Origin of the sequence: Mesorhizobium sp. M0174, from assembly GCF_040322275.1 — a bacterium.
Lineage (GTDB): Bacteria > Pseudomonadota > Alphaproteobacteria > Rhizobiales > Rhizobiaceae > Mesorhizobium.
The window spans coordinates 469,068-492,351 of record NZ_JAMYTB010000004.1; the positions used below are offsets into that span (position 1 = coordinate 469,068).

General features: G+C 62.9%; 25 protein-coding genes. 14 read left to right on the forward strand and 11 right to left on the reverse strand.

Annotated elements, in window-relative coordinates:
* The first annotated feature begins 17 nt into the window (after positions 1 to 17).
* Genes NKJ13_RS11805 through NKJ13_RS11815 form a run of 3 tightly spaced genes read left to right on the forward strand, consistent with a single transcriptional unit; the run spans position 18 to position 1,843 of the window.
* The gene (locus NKJ13_RS11805) at positions 18 to 791 is read left to right on the forward strand and encodes a taurine ABC transporter ATP-binding protein (protein WP_352737878.1); all 774 of its coding nucleotides are present in this window, start codon (positions 18 to 20) and stop codon (positions 789 to 791) included.
* Positions 788 to 1,654, forward strand: a complete 867-nt coding sequence (locus tag NKJ13_RS11810) for an ABC transporter permease subunit (RefSeq protein ID WP_352701164.1) — start codon at positions 788 to 790, stop codon at positions 1,652 to 1,654. The genes NKJ13_RS11805 and NKJ13_RS11810 overlap by 4 nt, the downstream gene beginning before the upstream one ends.
* Positions 1,655 to 1,660: 6 nt before the next feature.
* The gene (locus tag NKJ13_RS11815) at positions 1,661 to 1,843 is read left to right on the forward strand and encodes a hypothetical protein (RefSeq protein WP_254817964.1); all 183 of its coding nucleotides are present in this window, start codon (positions 1,661 to 1,663) and stop codon (positions 1,841 to 1,843) included.
* A gap of 58 nt (positions 1,844 to 1,901) precedes the next feature.
* Here the strand turns inward: NKJ13_RS11815 and NKJ13_RS11820 are convergent, their stop codons facing one another.
* The gene (locus NKJ13_RS11820; RefSeq protein ID WP_352701165.1) at positions 1,902 to 2,087 is read right to left on the reverse strand and encodes a hypothetical protein; all 186 of its coding nucleotides are present in this window, start codon (positions 2,085 to 2,087) and stop codon (positions 1,902 to 1,904) included.
* Positions 2,088 to 2,390: 303 nt separating this feature from the next.
* Between NKJ13_RS11820 and NKJ13_RS11825 the strand changes: the two genes are divergently transcribed.
* From NKJ13_RS11825 to NKJ13_RS11835, 3 genes are all read left to right on the forward strand, one after another.
* Entirely contained in the window at positions 2,391 to 2,750 is a 360-nt protein-coding gene (locus NKJ13_RS11825; RefSeq protein ID WP_352701166.1) for a septal ring lytic transglycosylase RlpA family protein, read from the forward strand.
* A 257-nt stretch (positions 2,751 to 3,007) separates the two neighbouring features.
* Positions 3,008 to 4,285, forward strand: a complete 1,278-nt coding sequence (locus NKJ13_RS11830) for a polyhydroxyalkanoate depolymerase (protein ID WP_352508607.1) — start codon at positions 3,008 to 3,010, stop codon at positions 4,283 to 4,285.
* A gap of 211 nt (positions 4,286 to 4,496) precedes the next feature.
* Positions 4,497 to 5,114 carry a transglutaminase-like cysteine peptidase gene (locus NKJ13_RS11835; protein ID WP_254817960.1) on the forward strand — a complete coding sequence of 206 codons (618 nt, stop codon included), beginning with the start codon at positions 4,497 to 4,499 and terminating at the stop codon, positions 5,112 to 5,114.
* A 9-nt stretch (positions 5,115 to 5,123) separates the two neighbouring features.
* On the opposite strand, the gene NKJ13_RS11840 is transcribed toward NKJ13_RS11835, so the two are convergent.
* Genes NKJ13_RS11840 through NKJ13_RS11855 form a run of 4 tightly spaced genes read right to left on the reverse strand, consistent with a single transcriptional unit; the run spans position 5,124 to position 7,917 of the window.
* The gene (locus NKJ13_RS11840; protein ID WP_352508606.1) at positions 5,124 to 5,492 is read right to left on the reverse strand and encodes a helix-turn-helix domain-containing protein; all 369 of its coding nucleotides are present in this window, start codon (positions 5,490 to 5,492) and stop codon (positions 5,124 to 5,126) included.
* Between the two features lie 53 nt (positions 5,493 to 5,545).
* A complete protein-coding gene (locus NKJ13_RS11845; protein ID WP_352508605.1) occupies positions 5,546 to 6,082 on the reverse strand; it encodes a Smr/MutS family protein in 537 nt (178 codons plus the stop codon).
* 12 nt (positions 6,083 to 6,094) lie between these two features.
* Positions 6,095 to 7,186, reverse strand: coding sequence for a murein transglycosylase A (mltA, locus tag NKJ13_RS11850; RefSeq protein WP_352777766.1), 1,092 nt, complete (start codon positions 7,184 to 7,186; stop codon positions 6,095 to 6,097).
* A gap of 23 nt (positions 7,187 to 7,209) precedes the next feature.
* Positions 7,210 to 7,917, reverse strand: coding sequence for a Tim44/TimA family putative adaptor protein (locus tag NKJ13_RS11855; protein WP_254817956.1), 708 nt, complete (start codon positions 7,915 to 7,917; stop codon positions 7,210 to 7,212).
* A 198-nt stretch (positions 7,918 to 8,115) separates the two neighbouring features.
* Here NKJ13_RS11855 and NKJ13_RS11860 point away from each other — a divergent pair, with 198 nt between their 5' ends.
* Positions 8,116 to 8,607 (forward strand): FxsA family protein, encoded by a 492-nt coding sequence (locus tag NKJ13_RS11860; protein ID WP_254817955.1) that lies wholly within the window; start codon positions 8,116 to 8,118, stop codon positions 8,605 to 8,607.
* A 113-nt stretch (positions 8,608 to 8,720) separates the two neighbouring features.
* Positions 8,721 to 9,221 carry a protein-export chaperone SecB gene (gene secB, locus NKJ13_RS11865; RefSeq protein WP_254817954.1) on the forward strand — a complete coding sequence of 167 codons (501 nt, stop codon included), beginning with the start codon at positions 8,721 to 8,723 and terminating at the stop codon, positions 9,219 to 9,221.
* A 328-nt stretch (positions 9,222 to 9,549) separates the two neighbouring features.
* Here the strand turns inward: secB and dnaQ are convergent, their stop codons facing one another.
* From dnaQ to NKJ13_RS11890, 5 genes are all read right to left on the reverse strand, one after another.
* Positions 9,550 to 10,269 carry a DNA polymerase III subunit epsilon gene (dnaQ, locus tag NKJ13_RS11870; RefSeq protein WP_352508603.1) on the reverse strand — a complete coding sequence of 240 codons (720 nt, stop codon included), beginning with the start codon at positions 10,267 to 10,269 and terminating at the stop codon, positions 9,550 to 9,552.
* An 86-nt stretch (positions 10,270 to 10,355) separates the two neighbouring features.
* Positions 10,356 to 10,958 carry a dephospho-CoA kinase gene (gene coaE, locus NKJ13_RS11875; protein ID WP_352508602.1) on the reverse strand — a complete coding sequence of 201 codons (603 nt, stop codon included), beginning with the start codon at positions 10,956 to 10,958 and terminating at the stop codon, positions 10,356 to 10,358.
* The gene (locus NKJ13_RS11880) at positions 10,955 to 11,797 is read right to left on the reverse strand and encodes a shikimate dehydrogenase (RefSeq protein WP_352689818.1); all 843 of its coding nucleotides are present in this window, start codon (positions 11,795 to 11,797) and stop codon (positions 10,955 to 10,957) included. Before NKJ13_RS11880 ends, coaE begins: the two co-directional genes overlap by 4 nt.
* Positions 11,790 to 12,389, reverse strand: a complete 600-nt coding sequence (locus NKJ13_RS11885; protein WP_352508600.1) for a Maf-like protein — start codon at positions 12,387 to 12,389, stop codon at positions 11,790 to 11,792. Before NKJ13_RS11885 ends, NKJ13_RS11880 begins: the two co-directional genes overlap by 8 nt.
* A 171-nt stretch (positions 12,390 to 12,560) precedes the next feature.
* On the reverse strand, positions 12,561 to 13,379 hold the full coding sequence (locus tag NKJ13_RS11890; RefSeq protein ID WP_254817949.1) for a pyruvate, water dikinase regulatory protein: 819 nt from the start codon (positions 13,377 to 13,379) through the stop codon (positions 12,561 to 12,563).
* 401 nt (positions 13,380 to 13,780) lie between these two features.
* On the opposite strand from NKJ13_RS11890, the gene hemE reads away from it, so the two are divergent.
* The 3 genes from hemE to rho all read left to right on the forward strand — a co-directional run bounded on the left by hemE (position 13,781) and on the right by rho (position 16,780).
* Positions 13,781 to 14,809: a uroporphyrinogen decarboxylase gene (hemE, locus tag NKJ13_RS11895; protein WP_352508599.1), complete on the forward strand. Its 1,029-nt coding sequence runs from the start codon at positions 13,781 to 13,783 to the stop codon at positions 14,807 to 14,809.
* A 2-nt stretch (positions 14,810 to 14,811) separates the two neighbouring features.
* The gene (gene hemJ, locus NKJ13_RS11900) at positions 14,812 to 15,348 is read left to right on the forward strand and encodes a protoporphyrinogen oxidase HemJ (protein ID WP_352777783.1); all 537 of its coding nucleotides are present in this window, start codon (positions 14,812 to 14,814) and stop codon (positions 15,346 to 15,348) included.
* A 166-nt stretch (positions 15,349 to 15,514) separates the two neighbouring features.
* The gene (rho, locus tag NKJ13_RS11905; RefSeq protein WP_023675925.1) at positions 15,515 to 16,780 is read left to right on the forward strand and encodes a transcription termination factor Rho; all 1,266 of its coding nucleotides are present in this window, start codon (positions 15,515 to 15,517) and stop codon (positions 16,778 to 16,780) included.
* A 174-nt stretch (positions 16,781 to 16,954) separates the two neighbouring features.
* On the opposite strand, the gene NKJ13_RS11910 is transcribed toward rho, so the two are convergent.
* On the reverse strand, positions 16,955 to 18,970 hold the full coding sequence (locus NKJ13_RS11910) for a thioredoxin domain-containing protein (RefSeq protein ID WP_352777769.1): 2,016 nt from the start codon (positions 18,968 to 18,970) through the stop codon (positions 16,955 to 16,957).
* 59 nt (positions 18,971 to 19,029) lie between these two features.
* Here NKJ13_RS11910 and mnmE point away from each other — a divergent pair, with 59 nt between their 5' ends.
* The 3 genes from mnmE to rsmG all read left to right on the forward strand — a co-directional run bounded on the left by mnmE (position 19,030) and on the right by rsmG (position 23,266).
* Positions 19,030 to 20,358 (forward strand): tRNA uridine-5-carboxymethylaminomethyl(34) synthesis GTPase MnmE, encoded by a 1,329-nt coding sequence (mnmE, locus tag NKJ13_RS11915; RefSeq protein WP_352777771.1) that lies wholly within the window; start codon positions 19,030 to 19,032, stop codon positions 20,356 to 20,358.
* Between the two features lie 380 nt (positions 20,359 to 20,738).
* Positions 20,739 to 22,628, forward strand: coding sequence for a tRNA uridine-5-carboxymethylaminomethyl(34) synthesis enzyme MnmG (gene mnmG, locus NKJ13_RS11920; protein ID WP_352777774.1), 1,890 nt, complete (start codon positions 20,739 to 20,741; stop codon positions 22,626 to 22,628).
* Entirely contained in the window at positions 22,625 to 23,266 is a 642-nt protein-coding gene (gene rsmG, locus NKJ13_RS11925; protein ID WP_352737882.1) for a 16S rRNA (guanine(527)-N(7))-methyltransferase RsmG, read from the forward strand. Before mnmG ends, rsmG begins: the two co-directional genes overlap by 4 nt.
* Positions 23,267 to 23,284: the final 18 nt, after the last annotated feature.

The window sequence follows — 23,284 nt, forward strand, 5'->3', positions numbered from 1 at the left end:
AATATCGGCGACCCCACATGACGCATCTCGTGCTCGACCAAGTCTCGGTTCACTATGACGGCCAGCCGGCGCCGGCCGTCGAACGCGTGTCGATTGACATCGCTAAGGACGACTTCGTTGTCCTGGTCGGCCGTTCCGGCTGCGGCAAGACCTCGTTGCTCAACGTCGCCGCGGGCCTGGTCGAGCCTGTGCGCGGACGCGCCACGATTGGCGGCAGGCCGATCACGGCGCCAGGCTCGGACCGCGCCGTCGTGTTCCAGAACGACGCATTGTTTCCGTGGCTGACCGCGCGGGAAAATGTCGCCTTTGCTCTCAGGCTGCGCGGTGTCAGGGCCGCCGAACGGGCGCGGACTGCCGACGACCTTCTGGCGCTGGTGAAGCTCGACGGCGACGGCGACAAGCGCATCTGGGAGCTTTCCGGCGGCATGCGCCAGCGCGTCGGCCTGGCCAGGGCGCTGGCAGCCGAGCCGCAATTCCTGCTGCTCGACGAACCGCTGGGCGCACTCGATGCGCTGACACGGGAACGCATGCAGACAACGCTGCTCGATCTGTGGACGGCAAGCCAGGTCGGCGTGCTGATGGTCACGCACGGCATCGACGAAGCGCTGGTGCTCGCCACTCGCATCATTGTGCTCGCTCCCGGCCCTGGCCGGGTGGTGCGGAGTTTCGAGGCCGGTTTCAGCCGGCGCTATGCAGCCGGCGAGGCCATTCGTAGCATCAAGGCCGATCCCGCCTTCGCCGCGGCGCGCGGCGAGCTGACCGACGCGATCTTCGAAGGGGAGGCAGCATGACCGTTACCTCCTATACCGAGCGGCCGCAGCGCTCCAAAGTCGACGACGGAGCCGACGCGCTGTCGGTGCCATGGTCGCGGCCGCGGCCGAGACGCAGCCGCGTTTCGGCCCGCGTGGTCAGCGCGATCACCATTCTAATGGTGGTGGCGGTGTGGACGGCATCGGCCCGCCTGCAATTGGTGTCGCCGGTTTTCCTGCCGTCGCCTGTGGCAGTCTGGAACAAATTTGTCGTCGTCGCCGGTGACGGCTTTGTCGACGCGACGCTGCTCCAGCATATCGCCGCCAGTCTGTGGCGGGTGTTTGCAGCGCTGATCGTCGCCCTTGTCATCGGCGTTCCCATCGGGCTGGCTATCGGCATCAGCACGATCGGGCGCGGCATCTTCGATCCGCTGCTCGAATTCCTGCGGCCGATCCCGCCGCTGGCCTATCTGCCGCTGATCATTATCTGGTTCGGCATTGGCGAGCCGTCCAAGATCCTGGTGATTGCCATTGCCATGCTGGCGCCGGTTGCGCTGTCGACGGCATCGGGTGTTCGCGGCGTCTCGCAGGAACGCATCAATGCAGCGCGCTCGCTTGGCGCCACGCAGCGCCAAGTGATCAGGCACGTCACCCTGCCCAGCGCGCTGCCCTCGATCCTGACCGGTCTGCGCATCGCGCTTGGCGCCGGTTGGTCGACGCTGGTCGCCGCCGAGCTGGTGGCCGCGACGCGCGGGCTCGGTTTCATGATCCAGTCCGCTGCCCAGTTCCTCGTCACCGACGTGGTGGTGATGGGCATACTGGTGATCGCGGCCATTGCCTTCGTGCTCGAATTCATCATCCGCAGGATCGAGCGGGTGCTCGTCCCGTGGGCAGGGCGGGAATGACCGACAATGCCCCATTCCATCGCTGTATTGTTCGCGCATTTCGGCCATTGGCTCCGCCTGATCAAGGCCGGGGACAAACAGCCGCCTGACGGCGAACGCAAAACGCCGGTGCATCTGGACGCGGAGCGCAACCGCTTACCGCCGCGCGACGAAAGTTTCTACTGGGGCTGGCAGTACTGGTCGCGGTGACCGGCCGCCAGGGTCCGCTGTGCGCTGCTCTCAAGGGAGCTTGAGCATGGACGCCCGTTCAAACGCGCGAACGGTTCGCCCAGGCCAGGCCGGCCAGGCCGACCAGCGCGGTGACGATGCCGACATAGAGCCATTGCGACTGGCCGGTCATAAAGCTGCCGCCGATAACGCCGATGCCTTGCAACGTCCACAGCACGCCCATGGCGAGCACAATCAAGGCCAGCAGATTTTTGATCAATCTCATCGCTAGAACTCCGTTCCAAGTCGATCATAAACCGCGTTCCAGCCGGAATGGAACAGCGAAAAGAGGCCGCTCGATTACACCAACTTCTACTTGGATGCTAATCTCTGATCTTGTGCAAGACGCCCGGAGATCGGCGCAGACATCATCAAAGAAGCTGCGCCTCGCTGCGGAAAGTCTCTGACAAATTGTTTCGCGCCGACTCCAAACGTGTAACATTGCCATGGAACCGACAGATCATTGCCGCATTTGCTGCCTTGTTCCGCACCTAACGGCTTGGGTCTGTCAACGGAGCTAACCCCAAGCATGAAGAAAAGCTATCAGGCCGCGCTCGTCGCGGCCACGATTGCGGCCGGCCTGACGGTCGGCGCATCCACCGCCAACGCCGCCGCTCAGTGCGGCCGTGCCTCCTGGTACTCACTGCATTCCAGAACCGCTTCCGGCGAGCGCATGAACCCGTCGGCGCTGACCGCCGCGCATCGCAGCCTGCCGTTCGGCACCAAGCTGAAGGTGACCAATCGCAACAATGGCCGCAGCGTCGTCGTGCGCATCAACGACCGCGGCCCCTTTATCAGGGGCCGGATGCTCGATCTGTCGAAGGGCGCAGCCAGTCAGCTTGGCTTCATCAGCTCGGGCCATACGGCTGTCTGCATGGCACGGGTCTAACGGTCCGGCCGCCACGGCCGGACGCCGCCTCCAACGATTGTCCCGATAGCCGGCCCTTGCCTGGCCTTCGCAGGTGCACATTGAGCCGGCTGTTGCCGTTGAAGGCGGATTCTCAACGCCTTGGACGAAAGAACGAGCATAAATCACGCAGGTTGACGTATTGCATCGCAGCAGATTGTTGCTAACTTCCCCGCAAAGCATTCAAGGCTCGGCGCTGCTCGTCGGCCCTTCAATCGCAGTCGGCAGCGGGGTTCTCGATGTTCTACCAGCTCTACGAACTGAACCACGCCGCCTTGCAGCCGGCGCGCCTCTATGCCGATGCGGTGCGCCTGTTCTACTCCAATCCGCTCAATCCGGTCTCACACACGTCCTGGGGCCGCTCGGTTGCGGCAACGGCCGAACTGTTCGAGCGCACGACGCGCCGCTACGGCAAGCCGCAATTCGGCCTGACCAAGACCGTGGTCGACTGGAAAAACGTCGAGGTCAGCGAACGCACCGTCTGGTCGCGGCCGTTCTGCAACCTGGTTCGTTTCGAGCGGGCGGTTCCTGCAGGGCGCCGGCCGGATCCGAAGCTGTTGATCGTCGCGCCGATGTCGGGCCACTACGCGACGCTGCTGCGCGGCACGGTGGAGGCGATGCTGCCCTATGCCGACGTGCATATCACCGACTGGGTCGACGCCCGCATGGTGCCGCTGGCCGACGGCAGCTTCGATCTTGACGACTATATCGACTACATCGTCGACATGCTGCATGCGCTAGGCCCCGACACCCATGTGATGGCGGTGTGCCAGCCTTCGGTGCCGGTGCTGGCGGCGGCGGCACTGATGGAAGCCAAGGGTGATCCGTTCGTGCCCTCGACGATGACGCTGATGGGCGGGCCGATCGACACGCGCCGCAATCCGACAGCGGTCAATCTGCTGGCGCAGGAAAAGGGGATCGACTGGTTCCGCGACAATGTCATCATGCGCGCGCCCTGGCCTGTGCCGGGCTTCGGCCGCGAGGTCTATCCCGGCTTCCTGCAGCTTTCGGGTTTCATGAGCATGAACCTCGACCGCCACATCACCGCCCACAAGGACTTCTTCATGCATCTGGTGAAGCATGACGGTGACAATGCCGAGAAGCACCGCGAGTTCTACGACGAATATCTGGCGGTGATGGATCTGACGGCGGAATTCTACCTGCAGACCGTCGACACCGTGTTTGTCCGCCAGGCCCTGCCCAAGGGCAAAATGACGCATCGCGGTATCGCGGTCGACCCTTCGGCGATCCGCAATGTCGCCCTGTTCACGGTCGAGGGCGAGAACGACGACATCTCCGGACTCGGCCAGACCAAGGCCGCGCACGACCTGTGCATCAACATCCCGGCCGACAGGCACGCCCATTACATGCAGCCTGCGGTCGGCCATTATGGTGTGTTCAACGGCTCGCGCTTCCGTTCCGAAATCGTGCCGCGCATCGTCGACTTCATCACCAGCTACGGCCGTCAGAACCGTGTTGCGGTGAAGCCCAAGCTGGTCAGGACCGGCAAGAAATAGGCGACCAGTGATGATGCCCGTCAATCCGCATCAGGTCGGTCTATGCCAAAATCATCGGTTGGCGCGGCCGTGCGGCGGGTCGACCTGTTGCACAATAGTCGCGTTGGCGCCACGCGGGTAACCATGCCGCAAAATCAATCCATCCTCATAATTGACACGGACTGTAAATACCCCTTAACGTTTCGTTAATAACAAGGGACAAGCGGGGACAATGATTTCCTCACCAATGGCGAGAACGCTGCGCCTGTGCGCGCTGGCCGGACTTACTGTGGCGGCAGGTTGGGCCAGTTCGGCCTCGGCGGCCGGCCCGATGATAACAGGTGGCCCGACCTCACAGCCGATCGGCCATTATGATTTCTGCAAGAGCTACGCCTCCGAATGCTCGATCCGCCCGAAGGATCTGTCGCCCGCCAGCCTGACCGGCTCGCTGTGGCGCAAGCTGCTCAGCGTCACGGCAAAGGTCAACGCCGCCGTCAAGCCGGAGAGCGACTTCGACATCTACGGCAAGGATGAGGTCTGGGCCTATCCCGACAAGGGCGTTGGCGATTGCGAGGACTATGTCCTGGAAAAGCGCCGTGAGCTGAACCGGCTGGGCGTCTCGTTTGCCGATCTGCTGATGACCGTCGTGCGCAAGCCGGATGGCGAAGGCCACGCGGTGCTGACGGTGCGCACCGACAAGGGCGACTACATCCTTGACAATCTGACCGACCAGGTCCGTTCCTGGGACCAGACCGGCTATCGTTTCCTCAAGCGGCAGGCGATCGACAATACCGGCCGGTGGGTCTCCATCCGCGGCGGCCAGCAGGTTCTGGTCGGCTCGGTCCAGTAACAAGGCAACTCATTTCGGCCGTGCCAGCGCGGCGCGGATCGACGCAGTGATGCGGCGAAGCTCGGCTTCGTCGAGCTTTTCAATATTGTCGGCCAGGAGATTGGCAAGTTCGGTCGCCGCCGGGCTAAGGCCCGACGTGTCGAGCTTGACGCGCGGATGCGAGGTTTCGGCCAGCCGCGCCAGTTCCTCGGCGTCGTCCCAAATGATGTTGAAATAGCCGATGATCTTCTGGATCAGCGTCCAGCTCGGCGCACCGCGGCGGCCGTGTTCCAGCGCCGAGAGATAGGCTGCGCTGACGCCGATCGCCTTGGCCATGTCCTTCTGGCTGACGCCGCGCTCGTTTCGCAGCACGCGAAGCTTTTCGCCGAACGGGGTCACAAGCGCACCTTCATGGATGCATCCTCATAGGTGCGTCCCTCATCGGCATGCCCTCATGAGCGTGCCCGCCGCAAGCGGACATAGAGCGCACCCGAGCCGCCATGTTTGCGGGCGGCATGGTCGTGGCTGGAGACGAGGGGCCGGAAGGCGGGTGTCGACAGCCATGACGGCACGGCGCGCCGCAAGACGCCATCACCGCCCGACGAAGAGCCCTTGCCGGTGATCACCAGGACGTAGCGGATGCCGCCGGCATGCGCCCGGCACAGGAAGGAAAACAGCAGTGAATAGGCTTGGTCCTGGGTCAGGCCATGCAGGTCGACGCGGCCCTCGATCGGCAGCCGGCCGTTCGACAGCTTGTCCAGCGTCGGTTCGTCGAGTGCATGGGAGACATGCTGCGCCTTCGGCTTTGCGGCCGCGGCAGGATTGCCCGCGACCTGTTCCGGGGGCGGCGCCTGCCTGGTCTCGTCGATCTCCGGCCCAACGTGTGGAATTTCGACGGCGGTTCTGCCCTTCAGCGGTTTTGCCGTGCGCGCCACCAGGTTCCACAGCACCCGGTCGTCCTCGCTCAGCCTGTCGATGCGCCGGGTCATCGGCCTGCTCCTCTAAACCAGCGACCGGGGGATCAGCGCATAAAAATCGGCGGTGTTGCGGATAACGCCGGCGATCTCGCCGGCCGCTTCGCCCGACCCGGCAAACAAATCACCGCGGGCCGGGCCGGTGATCGCCGAACCGGTGTCCTGCGCGATCATCAACCGCCGGAACGGTTTTCCGTCGAAGGCGGTCAGGGACGGCGCGTCGATATGGAAGGGCGTGCCGAACGTGTGCAGCAGCCGGTCGACGGCGATCGAGCGGCCGGGTGTCAGCGGCACCTTGGCGGCAGCAATCGGGCCGAGCTCCCGGTCGTCGACGCCCATCTCGCGGAAGAAGATATAGGAGCGGTTGCGCCACAGGGTCTCGTCGACGCGCTCCGGATGCGCCTTGAACCAGGCACGGATCGACTGCATCGTCACCTTCTCCAGCGGGATCTCGCCTTGCTCGCTCAGGATCTTGCCCGGTCCGGTAAAGCGCTGGCCGGATTTGGCGGCATAGGTGATGCGGCGAAGCCTGCCATCGGTCATGTTGAGCCGTGCCGCGCCCTGCACGTGAATGAAGAAGGCGTCGACCTTGTCGGCGAGCCAGGCGATTTCCAGCCCTTTTCCGGCAAGCGCGCCGCGTTCGATCTCGCCGCGGTCGAAATATTCGACCGGGCCGTTCGGCGCCGCACGAGCGAAGGCGAGATAAGGATCCAAGCCGGAAGGACGATTGCCGTCGTCGATGTCGACCAGGTCGGCAGGGCGCGCCAGCAACGGTACCGAAAATCGTTCCGTGCGCACCGGCGAGGCTTCGACCTCCGGCTCATAAAAGCCGGTTACCAGGCCGGGACCACCATCTTCGGCATCGATACGGGTCGGAACGAAATGGCGCTCGAAAAAGCTTCGGGCCTGCAACCGATTCGCCGACGAAACGGTACGCGCTTCGGCATAGGCATCGGCAAAGCCATTGTAGTCGACGCCGAGCGCGCCGGAGCGGTAGGGTTTGGTCAGGATATGAAAGGCCGAGCGGCGAAAGGCGTCAAAGGCAGGGAGATGGTCGTCCTCGCCCCAGCCCGGCAATTGGCCAAAGGATTTTTCGCTGAAGGCTCGAGAAAGCGACACGACAGCCTCCGCCGCCGTCCAGTTCAGTCTTCTTCTTCGGTGGCGACGAGCTTCCAGTTCGGATCGCGCGAGCGCGTGTCGCGGGCGAAGGTCCAGACATCCTTGACCTCGGCGACGGTCTCGGGATCGCCGTCGATGACAGCGCCGGCCTTGTCGCGGGTCGCCGAAATCAGCTCGCTGACAATGCGCAGCGTGATGTGCGCCTCGCTGCCCTTCATCTCGGCCGAAACGATGTCGGCCTTGTCGATGCCGACGAAGGAGGACTGGATCTTTTCGGCTTTCGCCTCACGGTCGCCGATGGCCGCGACGAAGCCGTCATAGACCTCGCGCGACAAAAGGTTCTTCAAGGTTTTGCGGTCGCCATCCGCGTAGGCCATGACGATCATCTCATAAGCCATCTTTGCGCCGTCGACGAAGGTCTTCGGGTCGAACGTCGGATCATTGTCCTTGATCGCCCGCAGGCCCCGGTTGAGATCGGTGTCGGGCTTGGCAAAGGCATCGATCGCCGCATAGGTGTCGGCCGCCGGCTCTCCTGTCAGGCGCTTGCGCGGCAGCGAAACCACGTTCTCGGGTTTCTGGGCGGCATCCTTGTCGTTTTTGCGCGCTGCCGTATATGGATCGAAGGGCGGGCGCTCGTTGCCCGTGCGTCGGCCAAGCACGTTGCGCAGCTGGAAGAAGATCACCACCGCCGCAATCAGAAAGAAAATCGTGCCGAAGTCGAAGAAGCCCATATCTTGCGCCAATCAATCCCTGCTTTGGCCGGACCAGCGGCCAAGCAGGGGCCGCGATCACATAGCGTTCGGTATCCAAAGCATATAGAACGCATGGCGCAATCATTCAAATCAAAGGCAGCCATACCTATCTAACAGCTCTGGTGCCAGCGGCGATTGCTCGCCGGCCGGCAAAACATCGAAACGATCGGTCAAGATTTGCGTATCTCGCTGTTTCCCCTGTTCATTCTCGCGCTTCCGCTGCTGGAGATAGCCGGTTTCGTCATTGTCGGCCGCCAGATCGGCGCGCTGGCGACGGTCGGGCTGGTGCTGGCCTCGAGCGTCGCCGGCGCCTTGCTCCTTCGACACCAGGGTTTTGGCGTCATGGCCAGGGTACGTGCCGAAATGGACGCCGGGCGTGATCCGAGCGGCCAGCTTGCGCATGGCGCCATGATCGTGCTGGCCGCGATCCTTTTGATTATCCCCGGCTTCATCTCGGATATTTTCGGCATTCTGCTGTTCCTGCCGCCAGTGCGCGATCTTGCCTGGCGGATGCTGAAAGGCCGCATCGTGCTGGCCACCGATTTCAGCAGTGGTTTGCGGGCAAGGCAACGCGGCAAGATCATCGATCTCGACGACGGCGACTATTCGCGTGCCGACGACCATACGCGCGGACCGGATTCTCCCTGGCGCCGCCTCAAGGACGAGTAGCCGCAAAGCAACCAGCGTCTTTTGCAAACTTGTCTTGTCGGGCCGGCCATGATAGCGAACGCCCGAATTTCAATCCGGTCAGCAACGCTGCCCAGGCAAAAGGACCACAGCTTATGGCCAGCAACGACGACGCGCCGACCGGCGCAGCCAACGGTAATGGAAATGCGGCGCAGCCTTCGCTCAACGTGCTTGCGCAATATGTGAAGGACCTGTCCTTCGAAAGCCCCGGTGCACCGAACTCGCTGCGCGGTCGCGACAAGGCACCCGGCATCGCCATCAACGTCAACGTCAACGCCAATCCGCTTTCGGACAAGCAGTTCGACGTCAATTTGACGCTGAACGCCAAAGCGTCGTTCGACCAGGAAGTGCTGTTCAATGTCGAACTGGTCTATGGCGGCGTCTTCGCCATCAGCGGCTTCCCGCAGGAGCACATGCTGCCGATCCTGTTCATCGAATGCCCGCGGCTGCTGTTCCCGTTCGCGCGGCAGATCATTGCCGAGGCAACACGCAACGGCGGCTTCCCGCCGCTGATGCTGGACCCGATCGATTTCGCGCAGATGTTCCAGCAGAAGCTGGCAGAGGACCAGGCTGCCGCCAAGGTCAAGGTGAGCTGAGCGCGGCTGTCTCGCCAGTGTTTGACAAACCCGGCCTTGCGCCGGGTTTTTTATAACGATGTCCCGCCCGACAGGCTGAAGGCCGATCGGACGCAAGCGTCGATGGTTCCCATCAGCCACAATCCGCTATGTCTGGAAGACAACTGCCAATCTGCGACATCTGCGATTGGCCTTAGCCACTATGCCTTCGTCATCCTAGGGTCTGCGCCGCGTCGCTGCGCTCCTTGCTCCGCCCTGGGATCACGAAGGAGGGTGTTTCAGCTAATCTCGAAACTTTGCGATTTGCCACTGAACAGAACTATCGACGTTCGCTGCCGATCGGCCCCAACTATGCCGCGGAACTCGCTTCCTGGGCGACGCGCAGCCAGAGCGCCTTTTCGCCCAATGTGCCAACCATGCCCGCGTGCGCGGTGCGCTCGGCGTCGGTCAGGCGCGACGGCAAGGCGATCGGCCTGACGCCGATCGAAATATCGATGTCTTCGACATTCTGCCTGCCGCCCGCCGGAGTCAGGATGCTGTCGAGGATAAGGCTTGCCTGCTTGCCGCCGATGAGCTCGATATAGACCTCGGCCAGCAATTCCGAATCGAGCAGCGCGCCGTGCTTGGTGCGGCGGCCGTTGTCGATGCCGTAGCGGCGGCAGAGCGCGTCGAGCGAATTGGGGCCCATCGGATGCTTGCGGCGCGCCAGCGCCAGCGTGTCGACGATCCGTCCCGGATCGATGGCCGGATGACCAAGCCGGCCGAATTCGAGATTGAGGAAGCCGATGTCGAAGCCGGCATTGTGCGCGACCAGTTTGGCGCCGTCGATGAAGGCCAGAAACTCCTCGGCGATCTCCATGAAAGTCGGCTTGCCGACGAGATCGGCGGCGCTGATGCCGTGCACGGCCTGCGCCTCGTGATGGATCTGGCGGCCTTGCGGGTTGATATATTTGTGGAAGGTTCGGCCGGTCGGGAAACGGTTGACCAACTCGACGCCGCCAAGCTCGATGACGCGGTCCTCGCGCGTGTCGAGGCCGGTGGTTTCCGTATCGAAGATGATCTCACGCATCGAATCAGTCCACTGGTGCCGGCATCATTCTAGCCGAATCACACCAGGAACAAAATGGCAACAAGTAATGTGGGTCTGCAAGCCTCTTAACCAGGCCTGGCTGCCTTATCCACGACTAGTTCGGCGATGATGGCCTTGACGGCCGCGCGAGCGGCGTCAAAGCCCTGACCAGTGTCGATGACAAAGTCGGCGCGCCGGCGCTTTTCGGTGTCGGGAACCTGCCTGGCCAGGATCGACGCCAGTTTCTCCTCGTTCATGCCCGGCCGCGCCAGCACGCGGGCGCGCTGAACTTCAGGCGGCGCGGTGACGACCACGACCTTGTCGACGCGGTTCCCGCCGCCGGTCTCGAACAGCAGCGGTATATCGAGCACGGCAAGCGGCGCGCCGGCGGCACGATTTTCAGCCAGGAACGTATCGGCATCGGCACGGACCAGCGGATGGATGATCGCTTCCAGCCGTTTCAGCGCGGGGGCGTCGCCGAGCACCCGCTCCGCCAGTGCCGCGCGGTCGACCGCACCGGATCTGGTGGTGCCGGGAAAGGCTGCCTCGACCAAGGGCGCGGCCTTGCCGGCATAGAGGCGATGCACAGCCTCGTCGGAATCATGGACCGGCACGCCGGCTTCGGCAAACATCTTGGCCGTCGTCGATTTGCCCATGCCGATCGATCCGGTGAGGCCGAGCACGATCATTTTATCGCGCCGATATCGGCAATAATCATTTGCCGCAGTTCGGCGGTGACTTGTGGCCTGATGCCGAACCAGCGTTCGAAGCCGGGCACCGCCTGGTGCAGCAGCATGCCGAGCCCATCGACGGTTCTCAGGCCGCGCGCTTTGGCGGTGGCAAGCAGCGGCGTCTCCAGCGGCACGTAGACGATGTCGGTGACGATGGCGCGGTCCGGCAGTCTGCCCGGATCCGCGGACAGGCCTTCATTGCCATGCATGCCGAGCGCTGTCGTGTTGACCAGCAGGCCGGCATCTTCGAGGAATTCGCCGGTCGCCACCATGCCATAGGCCGAGACGCCGGCACCGAAGCGGTCGCGCAGTTCCTGCGCCCTTGCAAGCGTCCGGTTGACGATGCGGATATCGTTGATGCCGCGCTGCTTCAGCGCATGGATGACCGCGCGAGCGGCGCCGCCGGCACCGAGCACCACGGCGGGGCCGTTGGCCGCCCAGCCCGGTGCATATTCGTCCAGATTGGCGGCAAAGCCATGGGCATCGGTGTTGCCGCCCCACAATTCGCCATTCTCGAACCACAGCGTATTGACCGCACCGATCTGTTCGGCGTCGGCGTCACGCCGCTTGGCCAAAGCGAAGGCGGCTTCCTTGTGCGGGATGGTGACGTTGCCGCCGCGATAGCCTTGTGCCCGCAGCGTCTGCAGGAATTTGGCAAAGGCCTCCGGTGCAACGTCAATGGCCTCGTAGACGCCGTCTATGCCGTATTTCGCCAGCCAGTGGCCGTGGATCTTCGGAGACCTGGAATGGGCGATCGGGTGGCCGGTGACGAAGGCTTTTTTCGAGGCTTCAGCCATCGATCGCCCCGAACTCACGCAGCTGGGCCAGCACCGGCAAAAGTGGCAGACCGACAATGGTAAAATAGTCGCCTTCGATTTTTTCGAATAGCTGGATGCCTTCGCCTTCGATCTGGTAGGCGCCGACGCTGGACAACGCCTTGGCGCCGACTCGCGCCAGATGGCGGCCGATGAAGGCCGGATCGAGTTTGCGCATGGTCAGACTGGCGATGCCGACATGCCGCCACAGAACCTGGCCGTCACGGGCGAGCACGACGGCGCTGTTGAGATGATGCGTCTTGCCCGACAGCGCCAGCAGATGACGGCGCGCCCCTTCCATGTCGGCGGGCTTGTGGAACAGCTCGTCGCCGAGCGACAGCGTCTGGTCGCAGCCGAGCACCAGGGCGCCGGGCCTGCGCTCGCTGACTTCGGTGGCCTTGGCTTCGGCGAGCACCAGGGCGACGTCCTCCGGCGACACGCCACTATTCTGCAGCGGCGCCTCCAGCGCGCGCTCATCGACAGAAGCCGGAACCGCTTCGACAGTGATGCCGGCATTGACGAGCAGCGCCTTGCGGAACGGGCTGCCCGAGGCAAGGATGATTTTTTCCGCCATTTTTTTCGCCCGTTTCCTGGCGCTCACTAGGGTGTGTCGAGATTCAGGCCAGGCCGCGTCGAGAATGGTGGGTTCCGAGAACCGGAACGGAGCGGACATTTGGGTCCGTGAGTACCGGAAGCGCAGGAAACCGCCGTTCACAGGCCGGCATCACCTGAATATCGACATGCCCTACCGCGTCTTGCCGCGCAGGGCAACGATGGCCGCCGCCGTCTCCTCGATTGAACGGCGGCTGACGTCGATCATCGGCCAGCCATGCCGCGTGCATATCTGGCGGGCATAGGCGAGCTCTTCGGCGATCGCGGCACGGTCGACATAGTCGGTCGGTTCGTAGGCGCTGGTGCCGAGAATGCGGTTCTGCCGGACCTGCGAGATCCGTTCGGCGGTGGCGACCAGGCCGACGATCAGCGGCCGCGTGGCATTGACCAGGCTTTCGGGCACCGGCACGCCGAGCACGATCGGGATGTTGGCGGTCTTGATGCCGCGATTGGCGAGATAGATGCTGGTCGGCGTCTTCGAGGTGCGGGAGATGCCGACGAGCACGATGTCGGCATCATCCATATTGGCCGGCAGCTGGCCATCGTCATGCTCCATGGTGAAGTTGAGCGCGTCGATGCGGCGGAAATATTCGGCGTCCAGCACATGCTGGGCACCGACGCGTCGGCCGGCAGGCGTGCCGAGATAGGACTGGAACACCGTCAGCACCGGTTCCAGCACCGAGACGCAAGGCAGGCCCATCGCCGCGCAGCGTTCGTCAATGCCGCGGGCAAGCTTCTGGTCGACCACCGTGTAGAGGATGATGCCTGGCTCCTCTTCGATGTCCTCGAACACCTTCGTCACCTGCTTTTCGGTGCGAATGAGCGGATAGATATGTTCGATGGCGCGCGCATCCTTGTATTGCGCAGAAGCCGCGCGGCCGGCAGCCAGCAGCGTTTCGCCGGTCGCGTCGGAAATCAGGTGAAGATGAAAGAAGCTTTGCGGTTTGTTCACAGGATACATTCCAGGCTGTGGGCCGATGTGGATAAGCCGGGCGGAAAACTCGGCCACCGCAAAGCGACTGTATCAGATGCCGGTTTGTCCACAATTCGATCTGCTGTCGGCTTCTCCGCGCGGTTGGGGACAAGTCCGGGGACGGAGCTTTTTGCCTTCGCTTCATCCACAGGGGCAATTTCCCTGGCGTGGCGGCAACGCATTGACTCCAGTCGTAAATTCGCGGTTTTCCACAAAGTCCTGCAATCCCGCTGGAGATGCGCGCGACAATATGCTGGCTGGTCTTTTCCAGGGCAAAGCGGGACAGGAGACAACCACCACAACCAACAGACTCTTAGAATCATAAGATTCCTAAACATAGAATATTTAATTATAGGGAAGCCTGGAAAGGCTAGCGCTCAATGCCTCAAGACCGGATCGTGCTGGACGTGTTGAGAGGCAAGACGGCGTTTCCGCCACCGGTCTGGATGATGCGCCAGGCCGGCCGCTATCTGCCGGAATACCGGGAGACGAGGAGGCGGGCCGGATCCTTCCTCGATCTTTGCTACGACCCGGATCTCGCCGTTGAAGTGACGCTGCAGCCGATCGAACGCTTCGGCTTCGATGCATCGATCCTGTTTTCCGACATCCTTGTCGTTCCGCATGCGCTCGGCCGCGACGTGCGCTTCGAGGAAGGACGCGGCCCGCTGCTGACGCCGATCACGGCTGTGGAGATCGAGGCTCTCGACGGCGAAACGTTTCACGTGAATCTTGAGCCGGTCTACGAGACGGTGCGGCGATTGCGCGCCAGACTGCCCGATGAAACGACGCTGATCGGCTTCTGCGGTGCGCCCTGGACAGTGGCGACCTACATGATTGCCGGCCACGGAACGCCCGACCAGGCGCCGGCCAGGCTGTTCGCCTATCGCGAGCCGGCGGCCTTTCTTCGGTTGCTGAAGGTGCTCGCCGATCATTCGGCTGCCTATCTGATCCGCCAGATCGAAGCCGGCGCCGATGTCGTGCAGATCTTCGATTCGTGGTCAGGCGTGCTCGACGAAGCGTCTTTCGGATTGTTCTGCGTCGAGCCGGTGGCCGAGATCGTCCGGCAAGTGAATGCTGTCCATCCCAACGTTCCGATCATCGGCTTTCCCAAGGGCGCGGGAGACCACTATCGAAGCTATCGCCAGCAGACCGGCGTGACCGGGTTGGGCCTCGACTGGACTGTGCCCTTGTCGACGGCGAAGGAATTGCAGCGCGACGGCGCCGTGCAGGGCAATCTCGATCCGCTGAGGCTTGTAGCCGGCGGCAAGGCGCTTGCCGACGGCGTAGCGGCGATCCTGAAGGCGCTGGGCGACGGACCACTGATCTTCAACCTCGGCCACGGCATCACGCCGGAGACGCCGCTGGCGCATGTCGAGCAGATGGTGAAACTGGTGCGGAGCGCATCGTGACGATGATGGGCGCAGACAACGCGAACAGCGGTCGAGGGGCGATGCACCGCGCGGCAATTGCGATCGCCATCTTCCTGGTGCTGGCCGGGCTGCTGTTTTTCTTCGGGCCCGATGATTTCTATCCGTGGGCGAAGGCGATCCATGTGATTGCCGTCATCTCCTGGATGGCGGGCATCCTCTATCTGCCGCGCTTGCTGGTCTATCATGCCGATGCCGAAAAAGGCTCCATCCAGTCGGAGACCTTCAAGGTGATGGAGCGCCGCCTGCTGCGCGGCATCATCAATCCGGCAATGGTGATTACCTGGGCATTCGGCCTGTGGCTCGCCTGGAAAGGCTTTGGTTTTCAGGGCGGCTGGCTGCATGCCAAGATCGCTGCGGTGGTTGGTCTGTCGGCCGCGCATGGCTATCTCGCCGGCGCCGTCCGCAAATTTGCCGAAGACCGCAATGAAAAATCGGCAAGGCACTGGCGGATCGTCAATGAGATCCCTACATTGCTGATGATCGTCATCGTCGTCCTGGTTATCGTAAAACCGTTCTGACGTCCTCGGTTGCCCGCAAAAGGCGGCTTGCTCTTTCAACCGACCGACGATAAAAGACGGGTCTTCCTTCCCGTCATGCGCCGCCCATTTATCGCTTCGGCCGCGCCCGGCATTTGTCGCATCCCGCCGATATTTTTCCCAAAGCTTACTCAGAGTCCGTCTAATGATGCAAGAAATGAAGCTCACAGAGTTCAAGAACAAGAAACCACCAGAGCTGATCGCTTATGCGGAATCGCTCGAGGTCGAGAACGCCAGCGTCATGCGCAAGCAGGAGCTGATGTTCGCGATCCTGAAGAGACTGGCGACCCAGGATATCGAGATCATCGGCGACGGCGTCGTCGAAGTGCTGCAGGACGGTTTTGGCTTCCTGCGCTCCGCCAACGCCAACTATTTGCCAGGTCCCGACGACATCTATATTTCACCCTCGCAGATCCGGCGATTCTCACTGAAGACCGGCGATACGGTCGAAGGGCCGATCCGCAGCCCGAAAGAGGGCGAGCGCTATTTTGCGCTGCTCAAGGTCAACACGATCAATTTCGACGACCCTGAAAAAATCCGCCACAAGATCCATTTCGACAATCTGACGCCGCTTTATCCGACCTCGCGGCTGAAGATGGAGATGGAGGTTCCGACCTCCAAGGATATTTCGGCGCGCGTCATCGACCTGGTGGCGCCGCTCGGCAAGGGCCAGCGCGCCCTGATCGTGGCGCAGCCGCGCACCGGCAAGACGGTGCTGTTGCAGAACATCGCCCATTCGATCACTACCAACCACCCGGAATGCTACCTGATCGTGCTTCTGATCGACGAGCGGCCGGAGGAAGTCACCGACATGCAGCGCTCGGTGAAGGGGGAGGTCGTCTCCTCGACCTTCGACGAGCCGGCGGTTCGCCACGTCCAGGTTGCCGAAATGGTCATCGAGAAGGCCAAGCGCCTCGTCGAGCACGGCCGCGACGTCGTCATCCTGCTGGATTCGATCACCCGCCTCGGCCGCGCCTACAACACCGTCGTGCCGTCATCCGGCAAGGTGCTGACCGGCGGTGTCGACGCCAACGCGCTGCAACGGCCGAAGCGCTTCTTCGGTGCTGCCCGCAATATCGAGGAAGGCGGTTCGCTGACCATCATCGCCACCGCGCTGATCGACACCGGCAGCCGCATGGACGAAGTCATCTTCGAAGAGTTCAAGGGCACCGGCAATTCGGAAATCGTGCTCGACCGCAAGGTGGCGGACAAGCGCATATACCCGGCCATGGACATCCTCAAGTCCGGCACCCGCAAGGAGGACCTTCTGGTTCCGCGCCAGGACCTGCAGAAGATCTTCGTGCTGCGCCGCATCCTAGCGCCGATGGGAACAACCGACGCCATCGAGTTCCTGATCGACAAGCTCAAGCAGACCAAGACCAATGCGGATTTCTTCGATTCGATGAACACGTAGGGTTGCGGGCCTTCCCTTCTCCCTTGTGGGAGAAGGTTGCCGAGCGAAGCTCGGTCGGATGAGGGTGCTCCAGCTTGGCATCGCCTCATTTCTTCCAACACCCCTCAACCGTCTCGGCGCTTAGCGCCGATCCACCTTCTCCCACAAGGGAGAAGGGACGGAGCGTCAGGTCCATCACCGCCGCAGCATCCGTTCCAGCTCCTCAGCTTCCGTTATCACTGGCAGGCAGACCTGGCCGGTGCAGAGCCAGGCGCCGGGCTTTTCGGTTGGTGGCAGGACGCCGCCTGGCAGCGTCGGCAGGTTTGTCGCAGAGCCGACAGGCACGACGATGTCCACCCGGCGCGGGTCCGGATTTCGATTCGCAACCGGAACAAGCCTTGAATTCTCAGATCTATCCACGATCACCAATTTCAACGGCTCGAACGCCAAGGTACAGGCATTGACTATACCCGCCTGGCCATAGGGCTGGTGCTCGGCCCGCCCGGCGGCATGCTCGGCGACTGTCCAGGCTTTTTCCCAGAGATCGAGATCGCCCGAAAGCGACGACAATCGGACCAGGGCTTCGATGATCTGGCCGGTAGCGGAAGGAATGGCTTCGTCGACATCGCCGCGGATGCGGATCGGCACATCCGCGCTGTCGGACGCGGTCAGATAGTAGCCGGTCTTGTCGCTGTCCCGGTGCCAAAGATCGAGTTGCTCAATGAAGTTCCCGGCGCGATCGATATAGTCGGGATTGCCGGTCGCCTCGAGCAGTGAGATGGCGGCATTGGCCATGGCGGCATAGTCGCTCGACAGCGCGGGAAACAATTTCTTCTCCCCGAGCATGGAATGCGGCAGACGGGCGTCGCGGGCGGCGCCCGCAATGGCGGCAAAGGCCGCTTCCGCCGCTTCGATCCAGTCGGATCGGCCAAGCGATCGTCCGGCCTCGGCAAGGGCTGCGATCGTCAAGCCGTTCCAGTCGGTCAGGGCCTTGCCGTCACGCCCGGGCCGAACGCGCTGTTCCCTCGCTGCCAGCAGCCTTTGCTTGAGCGGAACCAGGAGGTCACGATCGACGACGCTTTGTATTTGCTGGGCTTCGGTTTGGTGGATGATCGGCTTGCCTTCCCAGCCATGCGGATCGGCAAGTGTGAAGTATTTGAAAAACAAGGCTGATTCGTAGCCAAGGACGGTCTCGATTTCATCCCTGCTCCAGGTGTAGAACAACCCCTCCTCGCCCTCGCTATCGGCATCGAGGCTGGCGGCAAAGGCACCGTCCTCGACCCGCATTTCGCGCAACAGCCAGGCAATCGTCTCTTCGATTCGCAGCCGGAATAATTCCTTGCCGGTTGACGCATAGGCCCAGTTGCACAAGCGGATGAGCTGGGCATTGTCGTAGAGCATCTTTTCGAAATGCGGCACCAGCCATCCGGCGTCGGTCGAGTAGCGGCTGAGGCCGCCGCCAATATGGTCGTAGATGCCGCCGGCCAGCATCTTTTCGAGGCTGAGGAGAACGGCGTCGCGGTGGGATGCGGTGCCGTCGCGCAGCCAGCACAACCAGAGGCTCTGCATGAACGGCGCGTTGGGGAATTTCGGCGCGCCGCGCAGGCCGCCCAGCTCGCGGTCGATCATGCCGTCAATGCCGTTGGCGAACTTTGCCAGCATGCCGCGGTCGAGCACGGCCTTGGCATGGCTGCCCGCCAGCCGCGTCTCGACATGCGTGCTCAAGCCGTCGGCACTTTGGTTAACGCTTTCTTTCTTCTCCCGCCAAGCCTTGTCAACCGCCTCCAGCACCTGGACAAAGCCCGGCCGGCCGTAGCGGGCCTCGCGCGGAAAGTAAGTGCCGCCCCAGAACGGCTTGCCATCCGGGGTCAGGAACATGGTCAGCGGCCAGCCGCCTTGCTCGCCCATCGAGGACAATGCCGCCATATAGATCTGGTCGATGTCGGGGCGCTCCTCGCGGTCGACCTTGATATTGACGAAGAGACGGTTCATGACGGCGGCGACGTCGTCGTTCTCGAAGCTCTCATGCGCCATGACGTGGCACCAATGGCACGCGGCGTAGCCGACAGAGAGCAGGATCGGGCGCTGCAGCGCCTTTGCTTCGGCCAGAGCGGCGGGCGACCATGGCCGCCAGTGCACCGGATTGCCGCTGTGCTGCTGCAGATAGGGGCTGGCCTCTTCGGCAAGCAAGTTTTGTGCAGGCAAGGTCACGGCGCTACTCGAAGGCGGATTGAACAGGCATAGCTAGGGCGCTTCGGCAGAGCGGGCAAATGATTTTGAAAGACTCCATTGTAGCGCTGTCGAGCGGGCGCCTGCCGGCCGGCATTGCGGTGATTCGGATTTCCGGGCCGCAGAGTCGATTCGTTGTCGAAACGATTTCCGGATCGACCGTGCCGAACCGCGTGGCCGCCTATCGCAAGCTCCGGGCGCCCGACGGATCGGTGCTGGACAGCGGCCTGGTCGTCTTCTTTGCCGGGCCCGACAGTTTCACCGGCGAGGACGTCGCCGAGTTCCATGTGCATGGCGGACGCGCCGTCGTGGCGAGGATGCTGGAAACCATCGCCTCCTTCGACGGCGTCAGGCACGCCGAGCCTGGTGAATTCACCCGCCGTGCCTTTCTCAGCGGCAAGCTCGATCTGGTCGAGACCGAGGCGCTGGCCGATCTCATCAACGCCGAGACCGAAGCGCAGCGGCGCTTTGCCGTTCACAACGCTCAGGGCGTGCAGAGCGAACTCTATCTGGGCTGGCGCCGACGGCTGATCCACGCTCGGGCGATGATCGAGGCCGAGATCGATTTTGCCGACGAGGACGACGTGCCGGGTTCGGTCGCCGATACGGTCTGGTCCGATGTTCAGGCCATGATCGACGAAATCGAGCGCCATGTCGCCGGCTTTCGTGCCGCCGAAATCATCCGCGACGGATTCGAAGTCGTGATCCTTGGCGCGCCGAATGCCGGCAAGTCCAGCCTGTTCAACGCTTTGGCGCGGCGCGAAGCGGCCATCGTCACCGACGAGCCCGGCACGACCCGCGACCTGCTAGAAGTGGTGCTGGACCTGGAAGGGGTGCGGGTCAGGGTAACCGACACCGCCGGTCTGCGCGAGGCGCCCGGCAAGATCGAGGCGATTGGCATAGAGAAGGCCAGGACCAAGGCGCACAGCGCTGATCTGCTGCTGCTGCTGGAGGATCTGGCGGAGCCAGTCGCGATCGGTATGCGGCCGGGCGACATGCCGGCGCTGAGGGTCGGAACAAAAATTGACCTGTTGGGGGGCAAGTCACCCTCGCCCACGGCGCACTATGATTTCGCCATCTCGACGCGGGACGGCACGGGTCTGGCCGAATTGCTGGACGAGATCGGGCGTCGTGCCGCAGCGCAGATCGGCAAGGCCGGCGATATCCTGCCGTCGCGGCTGCGGCACGTCGAGTTGCTCAATGAGACGAAACGCTTCCTGCTCGCAGCAGTGGCCAGTGGTGATCGCGGCCGGGAACTGCAGGCCGAGGAGCTGCGCCTGGCGGCGGATCGGCTCGGACGAATCGTCGGGTCGGTCGATGTCGAAGACATGCTCGATGTGATTTTTTCGCAGTTTTGTATTGGGAAATGACTCACGTGAAACATAGGGGAAGGAGCACCGGCGGTGATTCACGTGAAACACGGCCCAGGAATAGGGGGACTGTTTCACGTGAAACGATCTCGCTCGTAGCGTCTCCCCTTCTCCCCTTGTGGGAGAAGATGGCCGAGCGAAGCTCGGTCGGATGAGGGGTGTTCCAGCTTGGCATCACCTGCACTCCGTCCAGCACCCCTCAACCGTCTTGGCGCTGCGCGCCAATCCACCTTCTCCCACAAGGGGAGAAGGAAAAGGGGCGGCGCCAGGCGATCTCTGTCTGCATTGTCGGGGGCTGTCATGCGTCTGAAGGCCCTGCGTCCTTGACAGCGCGTGCCTCCAGGGACATGTGTCGGTCCACTTGAATTCGGGATTCTGAAATGACCAATCGCTACGATGTGGTGGTGGTGGGTGGCGGCCATGCTGGGTGCGAGGCGGCTAGTGCGGCCGCGCGGGCTGGCGCCAGGACGGCGCTGGTGACGCTGCGCTTCGACACGATCGGCGTGATGTCCTGCAATCCGGCGATCGGCGGCCTCGGCAAGGGCCATCTGGTTCGTGAGATCGACGCCATGGACGGGCTGATGGGCCGCGTTGCCGATGCGGCCGGCATCCAGTTCCGTTTGCTCAACCGCCGCAAAGGACCGGCGGTGCGCGGGCCACGGACGCAGGCCGACAGAAAACTCTATCGGCTCGCCATGCAGGCGGCGATTCGCGAACAGGCTGGCCTCGACGTGGTCGAGGGCGAGGTCCTGGATTTCGAAATCAACGACGGGGAAATCGACGACGGACGCATCGCGGCGGTGCTGCTGGCGGATGGAAGCAGGTTCGCCTGCGGCGCCGTGGTGCTGACGACCGGCACTTTCTTGCGCGGGCTGATCCATATCGGCGAGAAGAAGATCGTCGCCGGCCGCATGAACGAGCAGGCGAGCGTCGGCCTGTCGGCGACGATGAGCCGCGCCGGCTTCAAGCTCGGGCGGCTGAAGACCGGCACGCCGCCGCGGCTGGACGGCAGGACGATCGATTGGGCGTCGCTGGAGAGCCAGGCGGCGGACGAGGACCCCGTGCCGTTCTCGCTGCTCACCGCGCGCATCGAAAATCCGCAGATCCATTGCGGCATTACCCGAACGACCAATGCAACGCACGAGCTGATTCGCGCCAATCTCGGCCGCTCGGCCATGTATTCGGGGTCGATCGAAGGCGTCGGGCCGCGCTATTGCCCGTCGATCGAAGACAAGATCGTCAAATTCGGCGATCGTGACGGCCACCAGATCTTTCTGGAGCCGGAAGGGCTGGACGACGACACGGTCTACCCGAACGGCATTTCGACCTCGCTGCCCGAGGACGTACAACTCGACATCCTGAAGACCATTCGGGGGCTGGAGCGGGCAACCATGCTGCAGCCGGGCTATGCCATCGAGTATGACCATGTCGATCCACGCGAGCTCAAGCCAACGCTGGAAACCAGGCGGATCGCCGGCCTTTTCCTCGCCGGCCAGATCAACGGCACCACCGGCTACGAGGAGGCCGGCGCGCAAGGGCTGCTTGCCGGCTTGAATGCAGCGCGCAAGGCGTCGGCGAGCGAGGAAATCGTGCTCAGCCGCACCGAAGCCTATATCGGCGTGATGGTCGACGATTTGACCAGCCGCGGCATCGCCGAACCGTACCGCATGTTCACCTCGCGGGCCGAGTTCCGGCTATCGCTGCGAGCCGACAACGCCGATGAGCGGCTGACGCCACTGGCGATAAGGCTGGGGATTGCCTCGCCGGAGCGGATGCAGCGGTTCAACAATGTCGTGCAAGACCTTGAGAAGGCGCGACACCTCGCCCTCGGCACCACCATGACCCCCAATGAGGCAGCGCGCCATGGGCTCGAAATCAACCGGGACGGCGTCCGTCGCTCGGCCTATGAGTTGCTGGCCTATCCGGGCGTCGACATCGCCTGGCTGGCGCGCATCGAACCGGCTTTCGCGGCGATCGACAGCAAAACGGCCGAACGTCTTGAAACGGAAGCTAAATATTCTGTCTATCTCGACCGCCAGCGGGCTGACGTCTCGCAGATCAGGCATGAAGAGAGCCGGCTGATTCCCGAATCGCTCGACTTTGCCTCTGTTCCCGGCCTGTCCAATGAATTGAAGCAGAAGATGCTGGCACGCCAGCCGCGCTCCATTGCCGATGCGCAGCGTATCGAAGGCATGACGCCGGCGGCGCTGGCGATTATCGTCGCCCATGTGCGCAATGCCGAGGCGGCTGCGCGAAAGCAGGTCGCGTGAGCGCTGCGTCCTGGGCAAACCTGCAAGAGGCAGCAGGCCCGGTTTCACGTGAAACATTCGATCGCCTGGTCGCGTTCGAGGCCGTCTTCCAGAAATGGAACCGCCGGATCAATCTGGCCGCGCAATCGACGCAGGACGATGTCTGGCGCCGCCACATCCTCGACAGCGCGCAGCTGGCGCGAATCAAACCAGAGGCGAAGCGCTGGGTCGATCTGGGCTCCGGCGGCGGGTTTCCCGGCCTCGTGCTGGCATTTTTGCTTGCCGAGCGGGAAGGCGCCGGCATCGATCTTGTTGAAAGCAACCGGAAAAAAGCATCGTTCCTGCAAACGGTGGTCGGACAGTTCAATCTGCCCGCCACGGTCATCGCGCGCCGCATCGACGATAGCTATCCGCTTGTTCCTGCACCGCAAATCGTCACAGCCAGGGCACTCGCATCGCTGCCTGACTTGCTCGACCTGGCGGCGCCGTGGCTAACCAAGGGGTCGCATGGCCTGTTTCACAAAGGCCGGGATTACCGCGCCGAAGTGGCAGAAAGCGCTCAACGATGGTCTTTCGATCTGGTAGAACATGCCAGTGCAACCGACGCGCAGGGCGTCATTCTCGAAGTATCCGACTTGCGACCGCACCCTGGCTTGTGACCGGCGACCCCCAATGAA